The 18397-nt window shown below is 47.2% G+C and carries 21 protein-coding genes and 1 riboswitch; of the genes, 2 read left to right on the top strand and 19 right to left on the bottom strand.

All coding sequences use genetic code 11. The features are described from left to right. Positions 1-25: 25 nt before the first annotated feature. The 9 genes from ispE to ACWGOO_RS17550 form a co-directional block, all read right to left on the bottom strand. A complete protein-coding gene (gene ispE, locus ACWGOO_RS17590; RefSeq protein ID WP_452485499.1) occupies positions 26-880 on the bottom strand; it encodes a 4-(cytidine 5'-diphospho)-2-C-methyl-D-erythritol kinase in 855 nt (284 codons plus the stop codon). Positions 881-1025: 145 nt separating this feature from the next. Continuing rightward, on the bottom strand, positions 1026-1205 hold the full coding sequence (locus ACWGOO_RS17585; RefSeq protein ID WP_007428013.1) for a small, acid-soluble spore protein, alpha/beta type: 180 nt from the start codon (positions 1203-1205) through the stop codon (positions 1026-1028). Between the two features lie 164 nt (positions 1206-1369). Then, positions 1370-1648: a biofilm formation stimulator Veg gene (veg, locus tag ACWGOO_RS17580; protein WP_014279033.1), complete on the bottom strand. Its 279-nt coding sequence runs from the start codon at positions 1646-1648 to the stop codon at positions 1370-1372. 200 nt (positions 1649-1848) lie between these two features. Then, positions 1849-2745, bottom strand: coding sequence for a sporulation peptidase YabG (yabG, locus tag ACWGOO_RS17575; RefSeq protein ID WP_452485585.1), 897 nt, complete (start codon positions 2743-2745; stop codon positions 1849-1851). 148 nt (positions 2746-2893) lie between these two features. Then, the gene (rsmA, locus tag ACWGOO_RS17570) at positions 2894-3778 is read right to left on the bottom strand and encodes a 16S rRNA (adenine(1518)-N(6)/adenine(1519)-N(6))-dimethyltransferase RsmA (RefSeq protein ID WP_452485584.1); all 885 of its coding nucleotides are present in this window, start codon (positions 3776-3778) and stop codon (positions 2894-2896) included. A gap of 7 nt (positions 3779-3785) precedes the next feature. Beyond that, complete coding sequence (rnmV, locus tag ACWGOO_RS17565; protein ID WP_452485497.1) at positions 3786-4331, bottom strand: ribonuclease M5; 546 nt, start codon at positions 4329-4331, stop codon at positions 3786-3788. Positions 4332-4478: 147 nt separating this feature from the next. After that, positions 4479-5627, bottom strand: a complete 1149-nt coding sequence (locus tag ACWGOO_RS17560) for a G5 domain-containing protein (RefSeq protein WP_452485495.1) — start codon at positions 5625-5627, stop codon at positions 4479-4481. Between the two features lie 268 nt (positions 5628-5895). After that, positions 5896-6178: riboswitch (cyclic di-AMP (ydaO/yuaA leader) on the bottom strand. A 204-nt stretch (positions 6179-6382) separates the two neighbouring features. Then, positions 6383-7150: a TatD family hydrolase gene (locus ACWGOO_RS17555; protein ID WP_452485493.1), complete on the bottom strand. Its 768-nt coding sequence runs from the start codon at positions 7148-7150 to the stop codon at positions 6383-6385. 41 nt (positions 7151-7191) lie between these two features. Beyond that, entirely contained in the window at positions 7192-8475 is a 1284-nt protein-coding gene (locus ACWGOO_RS17550; RefSeq protein WP_452485491.1) for an HD domain-containing protein, read from the bottom strand. Positions 8476-8806: 331 nt separating this feature from the next. On the opposite strand from ACWGOO_RS17550, the gene ACWGOO_RS17545 reads away from it, so the two are divergent. Beyond that, on the top strand, positions 8807-9061 hold the full coding sequence (locus tag ACWGOO_RS17545) for an AbrB/MazE/SpoVT family DNA-binding domain-containing protein (protein ID WP_354454340.1): 255 nt from the start codon (positions 8807-8809) through the stop codon (positions 9059-9061). Positions 9062-9186: 125 nt separating this feature from the next. Here ACWGOO_RS17545 and rsmI read toward each other — a convergent pair whose 3' ends face one another. From rsmI to ACWGOO_RS17495, 10 genes are all read right to left on the bottom strand, one after another. Then, the gene (gene rsmI, locus ACWGOO_RS17540; RefSeq protein ID WP_452485489.1) at positions 9187-10068 is read right to left on the bottom strand and encodes a 16S rRNA (cytidine(1402)-2'-O)-methyltransferase; all 882 of its coding nucleotides are present in this window, start codon (positions 10066-10068) and stop codon (positions 9187-9189) included. After that, positions 10065-10820 (bottom strand): tRNA1(Val) (adenine(37)-N6)-methyltransferase, encoded by a 756-nt coding sequence (locus ACWGOO_RS17535; protein ID WP_452485487.1) that lies wholly within the window; start codon positions 10818-10820, stop codon positions 10065-10067. Before ACWGOO_RS17535 ends, rsmI begins: the two co-directional genes overlap by 4 nt. Before the next feature lie 89 nt (positions 10821-10909). After that, positions 10910-11284, bottom strand: coding sequence for a DNA replication initiation control protein YabA (gene yabA, locus ACWGOO_RS17530; RefSeq protein WP_014279024.1), 375 nt, complete (start codon positions 11282-11284; stop codon positions 10910-10912). A gap of 27 nt (positions 11285-11311) precedes the next feature. Then, positions 11312-12112, bottom strand: a complete 801-nt coding sequence (locus ACWGOO_RS17525) for a PSP1 domain-containing protein (RefSeq protein WP_452485484.1) — start codon at positions 12110-12112, stop codon at positions 11312-11314. A gap of 137 nt (positions 12113-12249) precedes the next feature. Beyond that, positions 12250-13245, bottom strand: a complete 996-nt coding sequence (gene holB, locus ACWGOO_RS17520; protein ID WP_452485482.1) for a DNA polymerase III subunit delta' — start codon at positions 13243-13245, stop codon at positions 12250-12252. 204 nt (positions 13246-13449) lie between these two features. Then, the gene (locus ACWGOO_RS17515) at positions 13450-13893 is read right to left on the bottom strand and encodes a YaaR family protein (RefSeq protein WP_044646021.1); all 444 of its coding nucleotides are present in this window, start codon (positions 13891-13893) and stop codon (positions 13450-13452) included. Positions 13894-14093: 200 nt separating this feature from the next. Next, a complete protein-coding gene (locus tag ACWGOO_RS17510; RefSeq protein WP_452485480.1) occupies positions 14094-14423 on the bottom strand; it encodes a cyclic-di-AMP receptor in 330 nt (109 codons plus the stop codon). A 75-nt stretch (positions 14424-14498) separates the two neighbouring features. After that, positions 14499-15146, bottom strand: a complete 648-nt coding sequence (tmk, locus tag ACWGOO_RS17505) for a dTMP kinase (protein WP_452485479.1) — start codon at positions 15144-15146, stop codon at positions 14499-14501. Between the two features lie 102 nt (positions 15147-15248). After that, positions 15249-16832 carry an aminotransferase class I/II-fold pyridoxal phosphate-dependent enzyme gene (locus ACWGOO_RS17500; RefSeq protein WP_452485477.1) on the bottom strand — a complete coding sequence of 528 codons (1584 nt, stop codon included), beginning with the start codon at positions 16830-16832 and terminating at the stop codon, positions 15249-15251. Between the two features lie 145 nt (positions 16833-16977). Continuing rightward, complete coding sequence (locus ACWGOO_RS17495) at positions 16978-17163, bottom strand: sigma factor G inhibitor Gin (protein WP_025682457.1); 186 nt, start codon at positions 17161-17163, stop codon at positions 16978-16980. Between the two features lie 406 nt (positions 17164-17569). Between ACWGOO_RS17495 and ACWGOO_RS17490 the strand changes: the two genes are divergently transcribed. Then, positions 17570-18094, top strand: coding sequence for a hypothetical protein (locus ACWGOO_RS17490; RefSeq protein ID WP_452485475.1), 525 nt, complete (start codon positions 17570-17572; stop codon positions 18092-18094). The last annotated feature ends 303 nt before the right edge of the window (positions 18095-18397 follow it).

Genomic DNA, 18397 nt, shown 5'->3' with positions numbered 1-18397 from the left:
AAAATTAGAAATAAATAACCAAAAATCAAGTCAGAAGCCGTACTGCGTACACATCCTTGCAGAATCCTCTAAGTCCGTTATAAATGCGCGGTACTTTGGCTTCCTTCGACACCAGCCCGAACACCGTAGGACCACTGCCTGACATCAGTACGCCATCCGCTCCCAGTCGGATCATGGAGTTTTTAAGATGCTCGACCTCCGGGTACAGCTTGAGTGTGACATCCTCCAGTACATTCCCGAGCGCATTACATACATCGGTAAAAGAAGCGTTACGGATCGCTTGCTCCATCTGCCGGGCAGACGGATGATGCGTGATCTGATCCGCTTTGACGCGCCCATACACTTCAGCCGTCGATACATTAATCGGCGGCTTCGCGAGAATGATCCAGCATTGGGGCGGATTCGGAAGTGACTTGAGCAATTCCCCGCGTCCGCTCGCTAAAGCTGTACCGCCTGTAATGCAGAAAGGCACGTCAGAGCCAAGCTCTGCGCCCAGTACTCTTAATTCAGCATCCGAGATGCCAAGCTTCCACAGCTTGTTCAGCCCACGCAGCGCTGCCGCCGCATCACTGCTGCCGCCTGCTAACCCTGCGGCTACCGGAATATGCTTGTCCAAATGGATATGCACGCCCGTAGAGACATCATAACGTTCCTTAATCAGACGCGCGGCCTGAAAAGCCAAATTCTTCTCATCTAGCGGTATGTACCCGGCTTGGCTTGAAATAATAATGGTATCACGCGGTAGCTCAGACATCGTCAAACGATCGGACAGATCGACCATGGTCATAATCATTTCGACCTCGTGATATCCGTCATCTCGCTTGCGTAATACATCAAGCATTAAATTGATTTTCGCCGGTGCTTTTTCGTATATTTTCAAGGCGTTCACCCACCTTCAACTTTTCCCTCAAGACAGCTTAACACATTATATCAGACTCGGCCTGTCAAGTCATGAGGTTCAAAAAAAGCGGAGATCACCCGGTATGAACCGAATATCCCCGCTTTTTCGTCAACACCGTCGATGGCTACGACTTGCGGGAAGCTGCCTGCTCTGCAAGCTGAATGGCCCGCTTGACCATATTGCCCGCATCCTTGGCTTTAATGCCTCCCCAGCCTTCTTCTTTGACCGTATCGTAAAATCCAAGATCCTTAGCCAGCTCATACTTAAGCTCTTCAGACATGACACTTCGCCTTCTCCGACTCATACATACGCCTCCTTCGGCAGTGGAATAAGGAAGATCATTCCCTCCTTAGTATGCGCAGAGACACGATGCTTCATCCTGTCCCATATATACAAAACGGCCTCGTCATTTGAAATGACGAAGCCGAAGTTAAACCTGCAAAGCCGGTATACATTACATAAAATCAATTAAGGTGTGTCAAAATATTCGACACTTGTATGGGAATCGGGATCATATACGGTAACTTCCACCGACTCGGTAAGAATGTCAGCATAGCTGTAGGAGACACGTTTGAACGTTTGTTGCTCCTGATCCAGCTTGACGATAAAAACAGAAGGGTACGTTTCTTCCAAGACACCAGTTCGTTCGACGGTCTTACGGCGTCCGCCGTTAGCCCGCAGCAAAATTTTTTGCCCTACATGTGCGTCGAGACTGCGTTTGATTTCCAACAGCGTATTTTTAGCCATTGCCTAACGACCACCTCTTTCCTTGTCCATTATAACGAATTTTAGAGGCGATGTCAAATCAAACCAAATATTATATCAACACGAAAAATAAGTTGTCAATTTAATTTTTTGAAAACAGGAATAATGTGTGTAAAATTCAAAAAAGCCCCTGTAACCAGAGGCCTTTTATCCAGACAAATCCTATTCAATAGGTTCAAACCCTAGATTGCAGAAGGCGTTACTTTAAGAGTTGACAAATTTTCTAGCTTTGGCAAACCGATACGATAGCTTCCCCGGGTTTCGATACCGCCCACTCCACGGCTGCCACTAATCGTCTGATGAAACAAGTCGCCCATGTTGACTGTATCACGGATCGACGTAAAAGCAGCCTTGGCAGCCACATATACCGGGTCAAGCGCGTGAATCAGGATACGCCCTGGTGAACTGGCAAAGTTCGCTCCTGCACGCAGCAGCGCTTCAAAATGGGACTGACATGCTCCCGCCACAATCGTCAGTGAATCCAAATGACGTTCATATTGTCTCGCTACCTGGATCGCCGCCACAAAATTCTGCGAATTTTTATAGCTTTTCAGGCTATATAAATCATAAGGCTGCGGCTGCTTCAATACACCGTCATGTCCAGTAATGACTACGATATCCGGGCGAATACGGGGAAGCAGCCGATACAACGTGTCAGCCATAGCCGATTCATGCACATGATGTCCCTCTGCGGGAACGCGGAGCTGCTCATATAAGCTGAGACATTTTTTCAAATATCCGGGGTCCCCATCCAAGTGAAGTACCTTGCCGGGCATTTCAAAATACGTCGACTCCACCGGATCACTCCACTCCCCGATCAAAGCCGCCTGACTGCGGGCTGCTTGCTTCTGTCGTGCCTGCTGCAACAGACTGAGAGACTCACCCGCCTTAATATGGGCCTGCCGTGTCTTCCCGCTAATCTGGTCTGCAGGCACCTTGACCAGATCGTTCACGGGGGAATCGGCAAGCAACCGAAATTCCGTCCCCTTAATGATCGCTTTATCCCGCTGGATGCCCTCAACGCGAAACGTGACGTCTCCGCCGTACGATTTCCGAACGACCAAGTCTCCTAAAATCATCACACTGTATCACCCCTCCCATATCGTATGGGTGAATGCACAGTTTGGTTCCTTATCCTTCTCAGGAGCTTATGCATCCCAGCCACAACCGTGCAGAGCGTAACCAGAGGCCCCCTGACTACTGCTAAGCGGTAGCTCGTGCGTCAGCTCAGGAAATCCCGGCTTCCAGCAACACAGCGCTCAGACGCGCAAATTCCTCGATACTCAGCGTCTCTCCCCGACGGGAAGGGTCTATGCCTGCCTGAAGCAACAGCGGCTCTAGCGTGTCCCTGTTCTCTTTGGTAAAGAAGCGGCTTTTCAGGTTATTCGAAATGGTCTTGCGGCGTTGAGCAAAGGAAGCATGAACGACTTCGAAGAAATGCTGCTCGTCCACCACCTCTACCGGAGGCACTTCCCGCACACGCAGACGAATGACCGCCGATTCTACATTCGGCTGGGGAATAAACACCGTATTCGGCACGATGCAGACCAATTCAGGTTCGCTGTAATATTGCACTGCAATACTCAAACTGCCGTAATCCTTCGTCCCAGGAGACGCAGCCATACGCTCAGCCACTTCCTTTTGGATCATGACGACGATATTCTCCAGAGGGAGCTTGTCCTCCAGCAGCCTCATCAGAATCGGTGTAGTGACGTAGTACGGCAGATTAGCGACGACGCTCACTTTACTGACCCCGGCAAAATCGGAAGCGAATACCTCTCGCAAATCCAGCTTCAGCACATCCCCATGGCGTACCTTCACATGCTCATAAGGGGCCAGCACTTCTTCGAGAATAGGCAGAAGCCGCTGGTCAATCTCGACAGCAGTAACTACCTTGGCCGATTGCGCCAGCTTCTCGGTCAAAGCGCCAATCCCCGGACCGATCTCAAGTGCGCCCTTCGTATCGTCCAATCCCGCAGCATTCACGATCTTGTTCAGAATATTTTGATCAATCAGAAAATTTTGTCCCAAACTCTTTTTGAACGAAAACCCGTGCCGCTGAATAATTTCCTTCGTGCGCCTTGGTGTTGCTATATCTTGAATCCCTGTCATACGGATATCACAATCCTTCACTTTCAATTTGTGCCAGCGCACCGGCAAATTCCTCACGGCTAATCTGGAACACAGCGAGCCGTTTATGTAGCTGCTTACCGTTACAGTAACCAATACCCAGCACATTACCCAAAGCCATACGTCGTGCAGCAGCATTCGGGTGGGTGATAAGTCCGGCGTCAATCAGATCCGCCCAATCGATTAGAGGATCGGCCCCTTCCACCGTCGTATGCACCCGTGCGAGAGCATGTCTGATCGCTTCAGGCGAGGCATTCTCCACGCCAATATCCCCTTTGCGCGTCGCTTCCTCCTCTGGTATAAAGGCCTGCTTGCAGCCGGGCACCTTGGAGGCGATAATTTTGCGGATGCGCTCCCCTGCATGATCGGGATCGGTCAAAATAATGACACCCCGCCGCTCCTGCGCTAGTGCAATTTTGCGCAGCGTCATTTTATTAATGGCAGAGCCGCCCGTTTCTATTGTATCCGCTTCGACAGCACGGCGAATAGCCACCGTATCATCCCGACCCTCTACCACGATCACTTCCTTGATCATTTGCGTTTCCCTCCACTGCTACACAGTAAGCTATATTCATCTTTCCCTGCTTTTGAAAACAAAATAAGAAGAGGGTATCCTCTTCTTAGCATGGCATAACTATGATGTTAATACTATCGCATTGCCCTAAACATATACAACACGTTTTTAGTTGATTTCAGGCTTCACGGGTCCAATCACATATACAGTTTTACCGTGCTTCCGACCAAACTGATTGGCCTGACCCAAACTCTCATAATACACATCGATTTTGTAGCCTTTAATTGCGCCACCGGTATCCTCCGCACGGCGGAAGCCCACCCCTTCGATATACACCCACCAGCCGATTGGAATCACACTCGGATCGACAGCGATGGTGCGTCCTTCCGTGACACGCGAACCGGATGCGGTACGTGTACCGATACCTGATTCCTGTGAGGAGTACGCCGTCATGGAGACGTTTTGTAATACTTTGCTGTATTTAAAATTCACACCTGCTTTACGGACAGCATTGCCCGAACTAACTCGTGTTGCCTTAACGGCATCTTTGGGACCAACGGAAGCAGCAAGAACAACCGGTTTTTTCTTCGTTCCTACCGCAATTACCTTATCCACACGATTCCGCGCGACTTCCTTGTTTACCAGCTGCTTGGATACCAATTTTCCGTCATGGTATACCTTTTGAACATGCTGGACCACAATACCCGTTTTACCGCTTTGGATGACCCGATTATCCCCTTTATAGAGACTCGGATCGGACGTTTTGATGACCTGATAAGGTACCTGTTGCTTCTGTTCGACCTGCTGTTTCTTCACACGGACGATTTTTATGTCCATGTTAGACGAAACAGAGGCATCCAGATCAGGGTAAACTTTATCATTTGACGATAATTTATAGCCCGAGGCGCGAATGGCACCCTCTACTGTATTTTCTGTTGTGTACAGCTTCTTCGTCTCATTGCCTGAGGATACTTTGACCTGATTGGCACGTTTGATGACTACGCGATCCCCATCCTTTACTGCTCCGTTCAGCGGCATCGAAACCGTATCATGCGGCTGAAGTGAAATAGAATGCTCTTTGAGCAAATCTTGGAGCTTGAATTCCCGGGTTTCTACCGCAGATGCCTTACCGTCGATGACAAAAAAGACCTGTTTTTTAGATTGAGTGTACACCAGAATTGAAATCATAATCGTTAGTGCGATTAGAAAAATAGCAACCAAAGCAGCCTGGCGCACATTTTCTTGCTTCCAACGCAATACGTAAGACATGCTGGATGAGCGTGACTCATGGGACTCCTCTTTTTGGAAAATGCCCATTTCCTCCGTCCTCCTTACATAGCCCGCCGTCTGGAGTAAGACATAGTCGAGATTGACGTGACTATAACAGATTTTCTACAAGACAAGCCCGTACTGCGACTGTCCTGCACCATGTACCCGTCTTCGCGGCATGCTGTCCTCCCCTGTTTAATCACAGTATGATGACAGATTTTCTTTTATTCACAACAAAAAAGCCAAAAAAAGAGACTAGAGAGCTCTTTCGTGGCTTCCGGCATGTGCGAATATGCGGAAAAATCATGCACGAGATGGCTTCTCTCTTGTTACGCTTACGGGGTTAGCTGTCGGGTTCGGACGTAGAGAGACGCCCTAGCTTGGGTCAACCGCTCATGGCGGTCGCCTTCACATTCACCCCGAAGACCCAAAAAGAAATCGAAATACGGCCCCTCCACCTGTTCAATCCCATCCGGGAAAAGAATTTCGGTCGAGCCGGCTGGCGGAAGAGACGTTCCCTTCTTGCCCATACGCCGGACGTACTGTTAGCCATATCGGTTCCCCCGTTCCCTGTAAAAGGGACTCAGCGAGACTGGTTCATGAAATGAGCTGTTGATGTTTACACTCAAACAACAATTCACTGAAAAGATGATATCCTGTTTCTATTCATGTTGTAAAGCAGGTTTCAAGTACATTTTTAAAAATATTCGGTTAAAATATTGTAATATTCTTGAGTTTCCTGCAATAAACTCATGATTATCTTCGCCTATCTCTTTATTTTAATCGATTTCTTCACTTTTCCACTAAATATCAAATATTCCCAGTGCATTTTGGGTCGTAATTGACACTAATTCCTCCACCGTAATTCCCTTGATTTGGGCAGCCGCCTCTGCGACCAATCCCACGTGCGCGGACTCATTTCGCTTTCCGCGGAACGGATGCGGCGTCAGGTAGGGAGCGTCCGTTTCAATAAGCAGACGGTCCAGCGGCATCTGTGCGAGAACCTCCTTTGGCTGCTTGGCATTTTTGAATGTTATTGGCCCTCCAAAAGAGAGGTGAAAGCCCATATCCAGCACCATTTTAGCCGTCTCCCAGCTCCCGGAAAAGGAATGCATGACTCCGCCAACCTCACCCGCTTTTTCTTCACGCAAAATTTTAACAATATCTTCATGTGCATCCCGGTTATGGATAACAATGGGCATGCTCAGCTCACGAGCCAGTCCAATCTGGTTGCGAAGCACCCGATGCTGTACATCCTTTGGTGATGTGTCCCAATAATAATCCAGACCAATCTCCCCGATCGCCACGACTTTCTTATGACTGCATAACGATGCAATCCATTCCAGATCGCCCTCCTGCATCGTAATCGCATCCTGTGGATGCCATCCAATCGCCGCATAAATAAAATCATATGTTTCGACCAATTTCATGGTAGACGGAATGGTCTCACGGTTAAATCCGATATTAATCATACGGGTCACTCCCGATTCGAAAGCGCGTGCTATAACTTCTTCGCGGTCTTCGTCAAATTGCGGCGCATCCAAATGAGTATGAGTGTCGAATAAATTCAAAATTTTCGTCTCCTTTATTACTTTATTTGTCATATAATTGTCTATTGTTTGACAAAATAATTCCTTATTTCGTCAGGAAGCTTGTCCTTTACCCCATCCAATTTGTTTTGGGGATAGTACATATGATATTTACCCCGATGAATACCGCTAATGGAGCGCACAATTTCCGATACTTCGGAAATTTCTCTCACTTCTCCTTTGCGTCCCAGCAGTAAAATCTGGTTGTCCGTCGAGCCACCCTGCCGAAACACATCATAAGGAAGATCCGTCGGAAAATCAATTTCCAGATCATATTCCGGGTGCAAACCAACCTGCTCCAGCGCTGTCCGAATGTCGTCAATGGTATCTGTATCCATATTTTCGATCTCTACATATTTATACAGCTTGCGATCCATAAAACGGGCACTCAAATCACTTAGAATCTCGTCCTTTTCCCGTTTCCACTGACTGAACACTGTCTGAATCAAAGACTCGTCGAGCATCAAATATTGTTCCACCGTAAGCTCTCCCCGAAAGAGGTCCGGCAACGGCTCCAGCAGAAAACTAAACTCATATCCATTTCTAAACAGCTCCTTCGCCCGCTTGAAAATTTTACGCAATAAAATTTCCGAGCTGCGCGTCACAGGGTGAAAATAAACTTGCCAATACATCTGGTAACGCGACATCAGATAATCCTCTACCGCATGCATGCCTGACTCCTTCACAACAATCCTTCCATTATGTGGACGTAGCAGCCGTAAAATACGATCCAGATCAATAGTGCCATAATTGACGCCTGTCGAGTGCGCATCCCGAAGCAAATAATCCATGCGGTCTGCATCCAGTGGGCTTGTAACCAGGTTTACGGCAATCGGCTTGTCGTACGTTTTGGCAATCACCGCAGCCACCTTCGTCGGAAGCTCCTCATCGACTTGCCGTAACACAGCGTTAATCTCCGTATTCCCCAATACAATCCGGCATGTCCAATCCTCGTGGTTCATATGAAAGGCCTCTTCTATAGAATGGGAAAACGGGCCATGCCCCACATCGTGCAACAAAGCTGCACACAGCGCGACTAAACTTTCTTCCTTCGGCCAATCGGAAAATTCATCGCGTTCAAATTGGGAAATAATACGCCGTGTAATTTCGTATACACCCAGCGAATGCGAAAAACGACTATGTTCCGCTCCATGAAACGTAAGATAAGATGTACCCAACTGCCGAATTCGGCGCAAGCGTTGGAACTCTGAAGTATTGATCAAACGCCATATCACTGTATCCTGAACATGGATATAGTTATGTACCGGGTCCTTAAAAACTTTTTCTTCACTGAGTGGCTGGTGCAAGATATCAGCTCCTTTAATATTCTGAATAATGGATTAAGATACAAAGAAATCCTAAACAATCCCCTTCATTCGACATTGTTTGTCGTAATATGTCGAATTATAACTTTTCGGCATTTCCAAATCGACAAATGGCTTAAATCATCAATAAAATAAGGCAGTGCACACGCATTATGACCTTTATTCTAAATACTTTTGCATAATTAACCTGTTAGCATATTTTTAAGGTTGACTGTTTTGGGAATCGTTGGTATAGTAAGTATCAGAAAAGAGAAAAATTTGTCGAATCATGACACTTATATTATTTTAAACGGCGAGAGGAGCCTGATTTATTATGATGAAATCCACTGGTATTGTAAGAAAAGTTGACGAGCTCGGACGTGTTGTTATTCCAATCGAATTGCGCCGCACATTGGGTATTGGCGAAAAAGACGCTTTGGAAATTTACGTTGATGGCGAACGCATTATGCTCAAAAAATATGAGCCTGCTTGTATCTTCTGCGGCAACGCCGAGAACGTAATTTACTTCAAAGGAAAAATTGTTTGCCAAGATTGCATCTCGGAAATTCCAGCACCTGTGACAAACTAAGATTTTTAGTATATAATAGACTTATAAGAGATTGTTAATTCTAACCTTTTTCATATATACTCCTTGTTGCCTTCCACGGTTTGAACTCAACCGCTGGAAGGCCCTTTTTTTGTTCAAGGAAGTTTTCATAAAAGCGCGTTATATACATCCCTTTTGGAAATGGAGCGGTCGGTAGCTGTACGCTTCATAGCGTCCTTGCGTGTCAGCCCTTCTGTCTCATAATGCGCAACGTGGGCCTCCAAAGATAAGGATCGCCACCATGCCTGTCGCTCCTCTTCCTCTTCTGCTTCGTTTTTCCCTTCAACTACCAGGCAATATTCACCGAGCGGTGGATGCACCTCCAGTCTGTCAAGGCATTGCTCCGATGTTCCTCGTATCCATTCCTCATGCAGCTTGGTCAACTCGCGTGCAAGCACCACTCTGCGTTCCCCCAGTGTTTCCTTCAATACCGTCAACGTCCGCACAATACGATGAGGAGATTCATAAAACAGGATCGTGCCGTGAGATACCTGAAATGATTGTAGCAGCTTCTCCAAATCCTTTTTCTCCCGTGGAGGAAATCCGGCAAATGTAAATCTTTCCGTATCCAGTCCGGAGGCAATCAAAGCTGACAATGCCGCGTTCGCCCCGGGAATGGGAATAACGCTAATTTCCGCTTCCAGCGCCAGCTTGACCAGATCCGAACCCGGGTCCGAAATGGCCGGTAGACCTGCATCGCTGACCAGTGCCAAATTTTTTCCTTCTACTATATAACGTATCAGCTCAGGCCCACTGGCAGCTTTATTATGTTCATGATAGCTGAATAGCATTTCCGGCGTGATATCAAAATGTGTGAGCAGTTTGCGCGTCTGCCGCGTGTCCTCCGCCGCTATAATACTGCACGATTTTAAGGTATTAATCGCCCTAAAGGTCATATCGTCCAGATTACCAATCGGTGTCGCAACGAGATACAGCTTGCCCCGTTCTTCTCCGCTGGTTATAAAACTTTTTTGCACCGCTGCCTTCACAGTAAATCCCCCTTGCTTACTTCTCCATAGATATCCCTTATTTCCTGAGTATAATTCCCACTCTCCTGATATACAATGAGCGGAGGCAACAGACGAACCTCCGGCTTACCATCACATAGCGCCTCGATGAGCACCATATTCGCCTCCATATGGGCCCGTGGGTGGACAAACCGAATCCGTTTCGGCTCCAGTCTGTTGGCGCGCATCAGTGTTATAATCTCACCCAGCCGCTGCGGACGATGAACCATGGAGACCTTTCCACCATTACGGACAAGCCGTGTACACGCCTGAATGACCTCTTCCAGCGTACAATGCACCTCGTGACGTGCAATCGCCTGATGAGGGTTTAGCTTGATATCACTGCCGTTTAGCGGCATATAGGGGGGATTTACCGTAATTGCATCATATACACCATGCCCCGTGATTTGAACCAGCTCACGCAGATCCCCTTCCCGAATCTGAATCGCTGCCTCCAGTCCATTCAGGCTGACGCTGCGTCTAGCCATATCAGCCAAGCGCGGTTGAATCTCAATTCCTTCGATAGCCGCTTTAGTTCGTGTCGTTAGCAGCAGGGGGACGACCCCGTTGCCTGTACACAGATCCAAAATCTTTCCACGCTGCGGAATACCGGCAAACCGCGCCAGCAAAACCGCATCCATGGAAAAGCTGAACACCTCATCACTTTGGATAATACGCAAATTATGTGACAATAGATCGTCAATTCGTTCAGACTTCTGTTCATTTTCGTACATAGCGCTCTCCCATCTTTTTACCCCAAATCGTTCTGAACCCATACTTCCTTACAAAAAAGCCGTAGGCACCCTGCTCCTACGGCTTGTTTTTATTTATTCAAAAATGACAGACAGAAAAGGCAATCGCCTTCCGTTCGCAAATGTCCGTAATACACGTTGCATATATGAAATCCTTCATGATACAGCCTTGCCAGATTGTCGTGGCCTTCGCCCACAACCTCGCCCGTTTCCTCTTCATCCTTAATGACGATCGGAGGAGAAAGCTTCGGCCTTTTTGCCGTCTTTTCTTCTCTGGAGGTTTCACGTTTGAGCATCTTGCGCACCTGTTCGTTTTCAATCGTTAGTCGTTGATTTTCCTCCAGCAGCTCTTTTACTGCCAGTTTCAATTCACCCAGATCGCTATGCAACTGTCCCATTTGGGTTTCCATTTCGTGAATACGCGCAAAAACATTTAATTTATCCAAGTTTCCACCCCGAAGCAACCTAATGGTTTACTTGACGACTACATCGTCCATTGGAAGTTCCTTGACCTTGCTAATCTCAAACAGTTGAACATGTACTGTACGATGGTCAGCATTTACGCCTACGACTTTGCCTTCTCCAAGAGAAGTGACGACCATCTTGCCAACCTGCGGCAATTCTTCCTTCATGCTCTCGTAGTTATCATGTTCGAACTTGAGACAGCACATCAATCTTCCACACAACCCGGAAATCTTCGTCGGATTCAGCGACAAGCTCTGATCCTTCGCCATCTTAATGGATACCGGTTCAAAATCTCCCAGCCACGAAGAGCAACACAGGATACGTCCGCAAGGACCGATCCCTCCCAGCATTTTAGCCTCATCTCGTACTCCGATCTGCCGCAGCTCAATCCGTGTACGAAAAATACTGGCTAAATCCTTTACAAGCTCCCGAAAATCCACGCGACCCTCTGCCGTAAAATAAAAAATAATCTTATTGCGGTCAAATGTAAATTCCACGTCTACCAGCTTCATTTTAAGGCCATGGTCTTTGATTTTATTTAAACACGTACCGAATGCGTCCTTGGCCGCCAGTTTATTCTCTTCTACAACAAGAGCGTCATCATCTCCGGCAATACGGATGACTTTCTTTAAGGGCAGGACAACGTCCGAATCATTTACTTCTTTTTTGCCCACCACAACCTTGCCATACTCAATACCGCGTGCAGTTTCTACAATAACGCAGTTTTCTTTCTCCACCGGAAGGTCCAGCGGATCAAAATAATAAGTCTTGCCCGCCTTCTTGAAACGGACACCCACTACACTATACAAAAATTAACCCCCTTGTATGCCACTAAACCTCATTTGAAGCCGACATGTACGAATGGCCGCAATTGAAGTCTCACTGTCGCACAAACCGGGAACCTGGCGTCGCGGATTGTGCAGAGTGGAACAAGCGCGCCTTCCTGTTAGTCGGTGATGGAACCGCTTGTATCGGACAACCCAATCAAAAGCTGCTCTACGCACAATTGACCATTGACGTGAAAACGGAGCTTCTTCCTGCAATTCGCGGCCAAATCCATATAAGAGACCCATTGTTCCGTACTGCGGGTGATTGCCAATTTGGAGACGGACTCCAAATGATCTATGAAAACAATGCTTTCGTGCCTTCCGTAACGGAAATGAAGCATATCCTTGAACCATAAATGAAACAAATGAAACAGAATATCCAGGTGTTCAGAAAGTCCAGTTTTAAAAATCTTCTGTTGAGCGAGAATAATGGACGAGCTTCCCCGGCTCATGGACTCCTTCACTAATTGTAACACTACATTTCTAATTTCTGCAAACCAATTCTGCTGGAGAATTTCTATACATGATTCCAGTCCCGAGGCAATGTGAACCGCCGACCGGACAAGTCCTGCGGTATAGCCTTCCCCGATTAAGACCTGCATCATCACTTCAGGCTGTAAAGCATAAAAAGGAACCTGTTGCGTCCGGGATTGGATTGTGGGCAACAATGCCTGTCCATTTTCTGAAATGAGTATGCCCACCACAGGCATCTGAGGCTCCTCCAGAAATTTGAGCAGACTGTTTGCAGCTTGCACTGTCATGGTATCCGCCTGCTGGATAATATATACCTTCGGATTGGAGCCTTCTGATTTGTAAGAGAATATGCGCTGAAGCCCGCGAATCTGGTCAATCTTGATCGTAGCTCCATCCGGCTCTACGATAAACAGATCCGGGTGATTGCCGTGCTCTACCTTACGGCAGGACAGACATTCGCCACATGCATTATCCGTCATTCGCTCACAAAATAATGCTTTGGCAAAGGTTTGTGCCATCTTCATCTGTTCGCTTCCCGGCGGCCCGCTAAATACATAGGCATGGTTGACCGCCCCATTCCGAAGTGCGCTTTGCAGCATTTTTTTAGCTATATCCTGCCCCATTATATTTTGGAAAGACATATTTCCTCACCTTCTCTCCTGAAAACAACTGTTATTTATCAGCAAATAGCTGTTTTCAGGGCAGCTTTGCTGCTATATTCATATTCGCCACCTACGTTGCCTACATGAATATAGTCAAAAATAATCTGCCAGCATCATCAGCAAGCAGATTATTCCTTCGTGGCGACAGCCCGTTTGTATTCGTTTATGGAAGAAGTTTATATTTTAAAACGAGAGATTAATCAGCAGCCCTCTAATTTCACCAACTCCTTGCAAAAGCTCAATCTTGCCTTGCTCGGTTTCGAGCAGATCATCTGCCATCTTGAGCAACAACTCATCGACTTCATCAATCAGCTTATACCGCTTGCTACGTCCCCGGCGATCCCAGCCCTTTGTGTCCTTCATAGACACGCCGCGCCGAACCGTATCCTCCAGGAACCGTTTAACCAGCATCTTATAAGCCTTCAGCTCACGAATCGTCATCGAGCGTGCCAGACGGTCTCCCTGCATCTGAATTTCCTTGAAACGACGGTTTAATTCCTCCTGCGAAGCCTGCTGCCCATTTTGCTGCATAACATCGGAAAAGCTCTTGGACTGAATCGGCTTCGCATTCATTTCATTTGTAGACAATGTACTCTGTAAAGGGCGATAGCCCGGATTTATTTTCATATAGACCTGCTTTCTCCCCGAATACTTCCGCTTTTCCCCTTCATGAACAGTTGAACATAGAGCTGAGGGAATCCAGCGGCCTTCCAGGGACTGCGCCTCGGCGCTACCGTTATAGTGGATCTGTTCCCCATTCCCATGATGCGGGCAAGAAACAGGCAATTCCCCTATCATATCGGCAGAATAGGTCCTTTTGTGTAGATTCAGAAGTGCTCAAATCGGTCTACAGGCATCACGAACACCGTCGCTCCACCCACCTGCACTTCAACAGGCAAAGGCAAATAGGAGTCCGTCGTCCCGCTCATAGGGGTAACGGGTGTGACCAGCTGTTCACGTACCTTGCAACTGCTGCGAATGACATTCATCAACGAGTCCACCTGATTGTCATCGACACCGATCATAAACGTCGTATTCCCTGCTCGCAAAAAGCCGCCTGTACTCGCCAACTTAGTAGCACGGAAATTAGCTTTCACCAGTCCGCTGGATAATCTATAACTATCCTTATCCTGCACAATCGCAATAATCAGCTTCATCCTGTATTCCTCCTTCAAGCCCATATTAGGAACAAGCTAGTCCTCAGCCCAATTTTACCGTATATCCTCTGTCAATTACATGCTAAAATTTTGAATAAACCGCTTTTTCAGCAAATCCTTCAAAACTTGCTCTACCCGCTCCGGTGCGGGAGATGCATCCACAATCGTAATTCGCTCTGGAAATTTGTGGGCCAGCTCCAGATACGCCTCACGTACCTTGTGGTGAAAGGATATACTTTCCATATCGAGGCGATCCATTTCCTCTCCCCGGGACGCATTAATTCTGGCCAATCCCAACTCAGGTTCGATATCCAGATAAAATGTTGCATCAGGCTCCCAATCATCCACCGCAAAACGATTAATCGAAGCCACTTCCTCAATCCCAATTCCTCTCGCAAACCCTTGATAGACCAAGCTGCTATCCACAAAACGATCACACAATACGATAGCTCCCTTTTCAATAGCCGGCTTTACCTTCTCCACCAGATGCTGACGTCGGGCTGCCGCATATAGAAGCGCCTCTGTCCTGGCATCCATACTTGTATGGGCAGGGTCCAAAATGATAGAGCGAATCTTTTCCGAAATTTCGATACCACCCGGTTCTCTCGTCGTAATAACTGGATAGCCTTCTTCCTCCATAAACTTGGCCAGCCGTTGGATCATGGTTGTTTTACCGGAGCCGTCTCCCCCCTCCAGCGTAATAAAAATCCCTTTGCGATTCATGCCATTCCCTGCTTTCCAGCCTGAAAAATAAGAGTCATCTACAGGCTCGTATGCTTCTTTTATTCAGTCTTCTTTATTGGTTGAATTTCTAACATCTAATCTTTATTTTAAACGGAATACCCGAATTGTAAGCAACCTTTCATCTGCTGCCCCTTGCCATTTGGCTCCCAACTCACGAAGGCGTCTCATTCGTTGAGCAATTGATACCGTGATCAGTTCTCCTGCGAATAACAGTGGAATACCTGGAGGATACGGGATAATCATTTCCGCAGCCACCCTGCCAGCGGAGTCCTCCACAGCTACTACTTCCATCTGATCCGGTTTAACCGGTTGAAGCCCAAACTGCACCGGACTAGAGTAAACCGTCATACTATCATTGTTCCACGTGGAAAAATCTAAATCTGGCCCACGTTGTTCCTTCTGCATGGAACCCGGCCCACCAGCCGTCTCCTTAAACCGTATATCATTATTTATATGCACAAGAGCCTGCAACAGGTAATTAGCATCTTTAAGCGTCGAGCCTAACGTAAACAATAAAACAACATGTTTTTCGTCACTCATCTCCGGAATACAGCCATACGCTTCCAAACCACGCTTTAAGCCAAACCCATCCAGTACACCAAATGTATCGTACAGCACCATTTTAAAAGGGTCATGGGTCGAATATCCGCCCGCTTTCTCTCCATCCCCCTCCAAGCGCTCAGAAATGTCCTCTTGGGTCTCATTCCTCTGAGGCGCTTGCTGAATTGGCTCTACGAGACGAAAGCGTGGAAGCTGCCTCAGACCCTTTCTAAAAGCATCTGCTGCCGCCAAACCTTCCGTAAAGGCATTCGCCCCATGAACCGCAATATGCTGCCTTGCCAAATCAAGCGAAGCCATTAGCGGGTACGAAGGGCTGGAGCTTTGCACCATAGCCAACCGCTGACGAAGCAGCTCCCGATTGATCCGTCCTCCCTGCACGTGCAGCATGGCTCCCATAGTCATGGCTGGAAGCATCTTATGTGTCGATTGGACGACCACATCAGCCCCACAGGACAAGGCAGAAGCCGGCAAACGGGGATGCAGCCCGTAATGGGCACCATGCGCCTCATCCACCAACAAGGGCACATGGCGCGCATGACAGGCTTTAGCCGTCGCCGTCAGACCATGACCCATCCCGTAGTAGTTAGGTAGCGTAATCAGTACTCCTTTGGCGGAAGGATAGGCTTTTAATGCAGTCTGTATCGTATCCACCGATGGAGCAACCGCAAGCCCGCTGGTCGTATCTATCTCCGGCTCCAAGAACACCGCAGCAGCCCCGGACAGCATAAGACCATTTAGAACTGACTTATGTACATTTCTCTGTACCAGCAGCAAATCCCCCGGTTCCGTACACACAGTCAAAATCATTGCCAAATTACCGACCGTACTTCCTCCGATCAGCCAAAAGCTTTCCTCCGCACCAAAGCACATCGCCGCCAGTTCCTGACCCTCACGGATCACATCCTCTGGATGATGCAAATCGTCCAGTCCGGTAATTTCGGTTGCATCAATAGACATTACTTCTCTCAAGAGAGATGCCATATCTTCATTTTCATATACTTGTCCATTTTTGTGGCCAGGCACATGATAAGAAGCATTGCCTTCAGCCCGGTAACGTAATAGAGCTTCCATTAATGGTGCGTGTGAAGCCTTTTTCCCCATCATTCTGCAATCCTTCCGAAACAAAGCTTTATATCTACCCTATTTTATCGTAAAATCAAGCGGAATCCTACTTTTACTCACAGAAAAAAAAGCCCGTACCGACAGGCCCTGGAATACTAACCCTTTAAAGACTAGCTGACAAAGGATATTATGCATTTTTCTGTACCCAAATTTGCTTTAGTTGATCAATAAAAAAATGATATTTGGCGTCTGTCGCATCCGTGCGTACCATTTCAGCTTCACACGCATCACAGATAAACTCGGAAACGATAAAGATGCCTTCATGCTTGTGTTGTCCGCATATAATGCAGCGGTGGCCGCCTTGATCATGCATATCCATCCCACCCTTGTTTCTTTTACTATTAGTATGGGGCACTTTCTACTATTTTAAACCTTTTCATAGCCCAGATCGACGATATACACTATATATATTCCATGTGAGCCCTTATGGTGTTTGTACCCCACATGTCTAAAAAATCAGCCGCTTATGCCGATATAATAAGAAAAGCTCCTACATATGGATACCCTTTCATTGGAGCCGTTGTACACTTCATTCATGATAGCTTTCCCCTGTAATTATAGAATAGGTTGGCTAACACTAGAAGCCGATCATTCTATAGCCTTACCCAAGCAATTTAATGCTTGTCAGAGCCGCATGAGCGCAGTACCGTCCCTTTTTCCAGCTGTGTGCTGTCGAAAAATCACTTGTGACGCAGTAGATTAATGAAAGGACTGTTTGCATGACAGAGGAAACCGGAACCAAAGCTACCTACTATCACTACAAGCTCATTAAAAAAATCAGTATTCTGCGTCAGCTGATATGGAGTCACATCTCGTTGCCTGTTATTATGCTTCTTTTCCTGCTTCTTGCCTTTTCATGGACCAGCCTGTTTTTGTTTGCTTTAGCTTTGTTCCTGACCTTATGGGTACACTTCGTGATCTCCCGATCTGTACTGTTCATAAGCAAAACATCCTTCCGCAAGCGTTGGGCATTTCACCGCAAGCTGCCTTGGCTGGGCTATATGACAGACCAGTACATAAGCTACGGCCTCTTTCGCCGTGTACATATACATACGCTATGGATCGGCATCTGCTTGTCCGCTGTATTCATTCTCTGGTCTCCGCCAGCCTTTACTGTATCCTTGCTCTTTTGGCATCTGTGGCTTATTGCACCGCGTCTATACATCCTGAGCCGCCTTTCAGGCGAAAAGAAAGACGGCATGCTGAAGTTCACCGATGAAGATGTCTCATATTATCAGCAGTAGACTAGCCATTCATCTATCCATATAAATAGATGCTTATACCTAATCTGGCGTATCTCCAATGAGCTAGAACCGCATATTAAAAAAGGAGCAATCCCATAAGGTTGTTCCTTTTTATTGCCCTCACCATTCCACACTATCCTTTAACACTCTCGTTGGATTGTATGACCCTCATTCCTTTCCTTATCCTAACCTCATCCACAGAGCTAACTAGGGCGTGTATTCAAACCTAAGCAAGCCAGATCATAATCGAGGCCAACGTCAAAAAAGCCTTGAAGGTGCATGTCAATTTATCAAAGCGAGTCG

The sequence above is a fragment of the Paenibacillus sp. NPDC055715 genome (assembly GCF_053617595.1).
Note: the sequence above shows the minus strand (reverse complement) of the source record. Positions and strands in the feature narration are given on the sequence as shown.

Bases quoted from the DNA above. Each gene is read 5' to 3' on its own strand.
- yabG (WP_452485585.1), bottom strand. From the start codon at position 2,745: ATGATTTTAGGAGACTTGGTCGTTCGGAAATCGTACGGCGGAGACGTC.
- ACWGOO_RS17500 (WP_452485477.1), bottom strand. From the start codon at position 16,832: ATGATGGGGAAAAAGGCTTCACACGCACCATTAATGGAAGCTCTATTA.
- ACWGOO_RS17490 (WP_452485475.1), top strand. From the start codon at position 17,570: ATGACAGAGGAAACCGGAACCAAAGCTACCTACTATCACTACAAGCTC.
- ACWGOO_RS17515 (WP_044646021.1), bottom strand. From the start codon at position 13,893: ATGAAAATAAATCCGGGCTATCGCCCTTTACAGAGTACATTGTCTACA.
- ACWGOO_RS17495 (WP_025682457.1), bottom strand. From the start codon at position 17,163: ATGCATGATCAAGGCGGCCACCGCTGCATTATATGCGGACAACACAAG.
- ACWGOO_RS17585 (WP_007428013.1), bottom strand. From the start codon at position 1,205: ATGAGTCGGAGAAGGCGAAGTGTCATGTCTGAAGAGCTTAAGTATGAG.
- ACWGOO_RS17535 (WP_452485487.1), bottom strand. From the start codon at position 10,820: ATGTACGAAAATGAACAGAAGTCTGAACGAATTGACGATCTATTGTCA.
- ACWGOO_RS17545 (WP_354454340.1), top strand. From the start codon at position 8,807: ATGATGAAATCCACTGGTATTGTAAGAAAAGTTGACGAGCTCGGACGT.
- veg (WP_014279033.1), bottom strand. From the start codon at position 1,648: ATGGCTAAAAATACGCTGTTGGAAATCAAACGCAGTCTCGACGCACAT.
- rnmV (WP_452485497.1), bottom strand. From the start codon at position 4,331: ATGATCAAGGAAGTGATCGTGGTAGAGGGTCGGGATGATACGGTGGCT.
- ACWGOO_RS17560 (WP_452485495.1), bottom strand. From the start codon at position 5,627: ATGGGCATTTTCCAAAAAGAGGAGTCCCATGAGTCACGCTCATCCAGC.
- tmk (WP_452485479.1), bottom strand. From the start codon at position 15,146: ATGAATCGCAAAGGGATTTTTATTACGCTGGAGGGGGGAGACGGCTCC.
- holB (WP_452485482.1), bottom strand. From the start codon at position 13,245: ATGTCTTTCCAAAATATAATGGGGCAGGATATAGCTAAAAAAATGCTG.
- ACWGOO_RS17510 (WP_452485480.1), bottom strand. From the start codon at position 14,423: ATGAAGCTGATTATTGCGATTGTGCAGGATAAGGATAGTTATAGATTA.
- rsmA (WP_452485584.1), bottom strand. From the start codon at position 3,778: ATGACAGGGATTCAAGATATAGCAACACCAAGGCGCACGAAGGAAATT.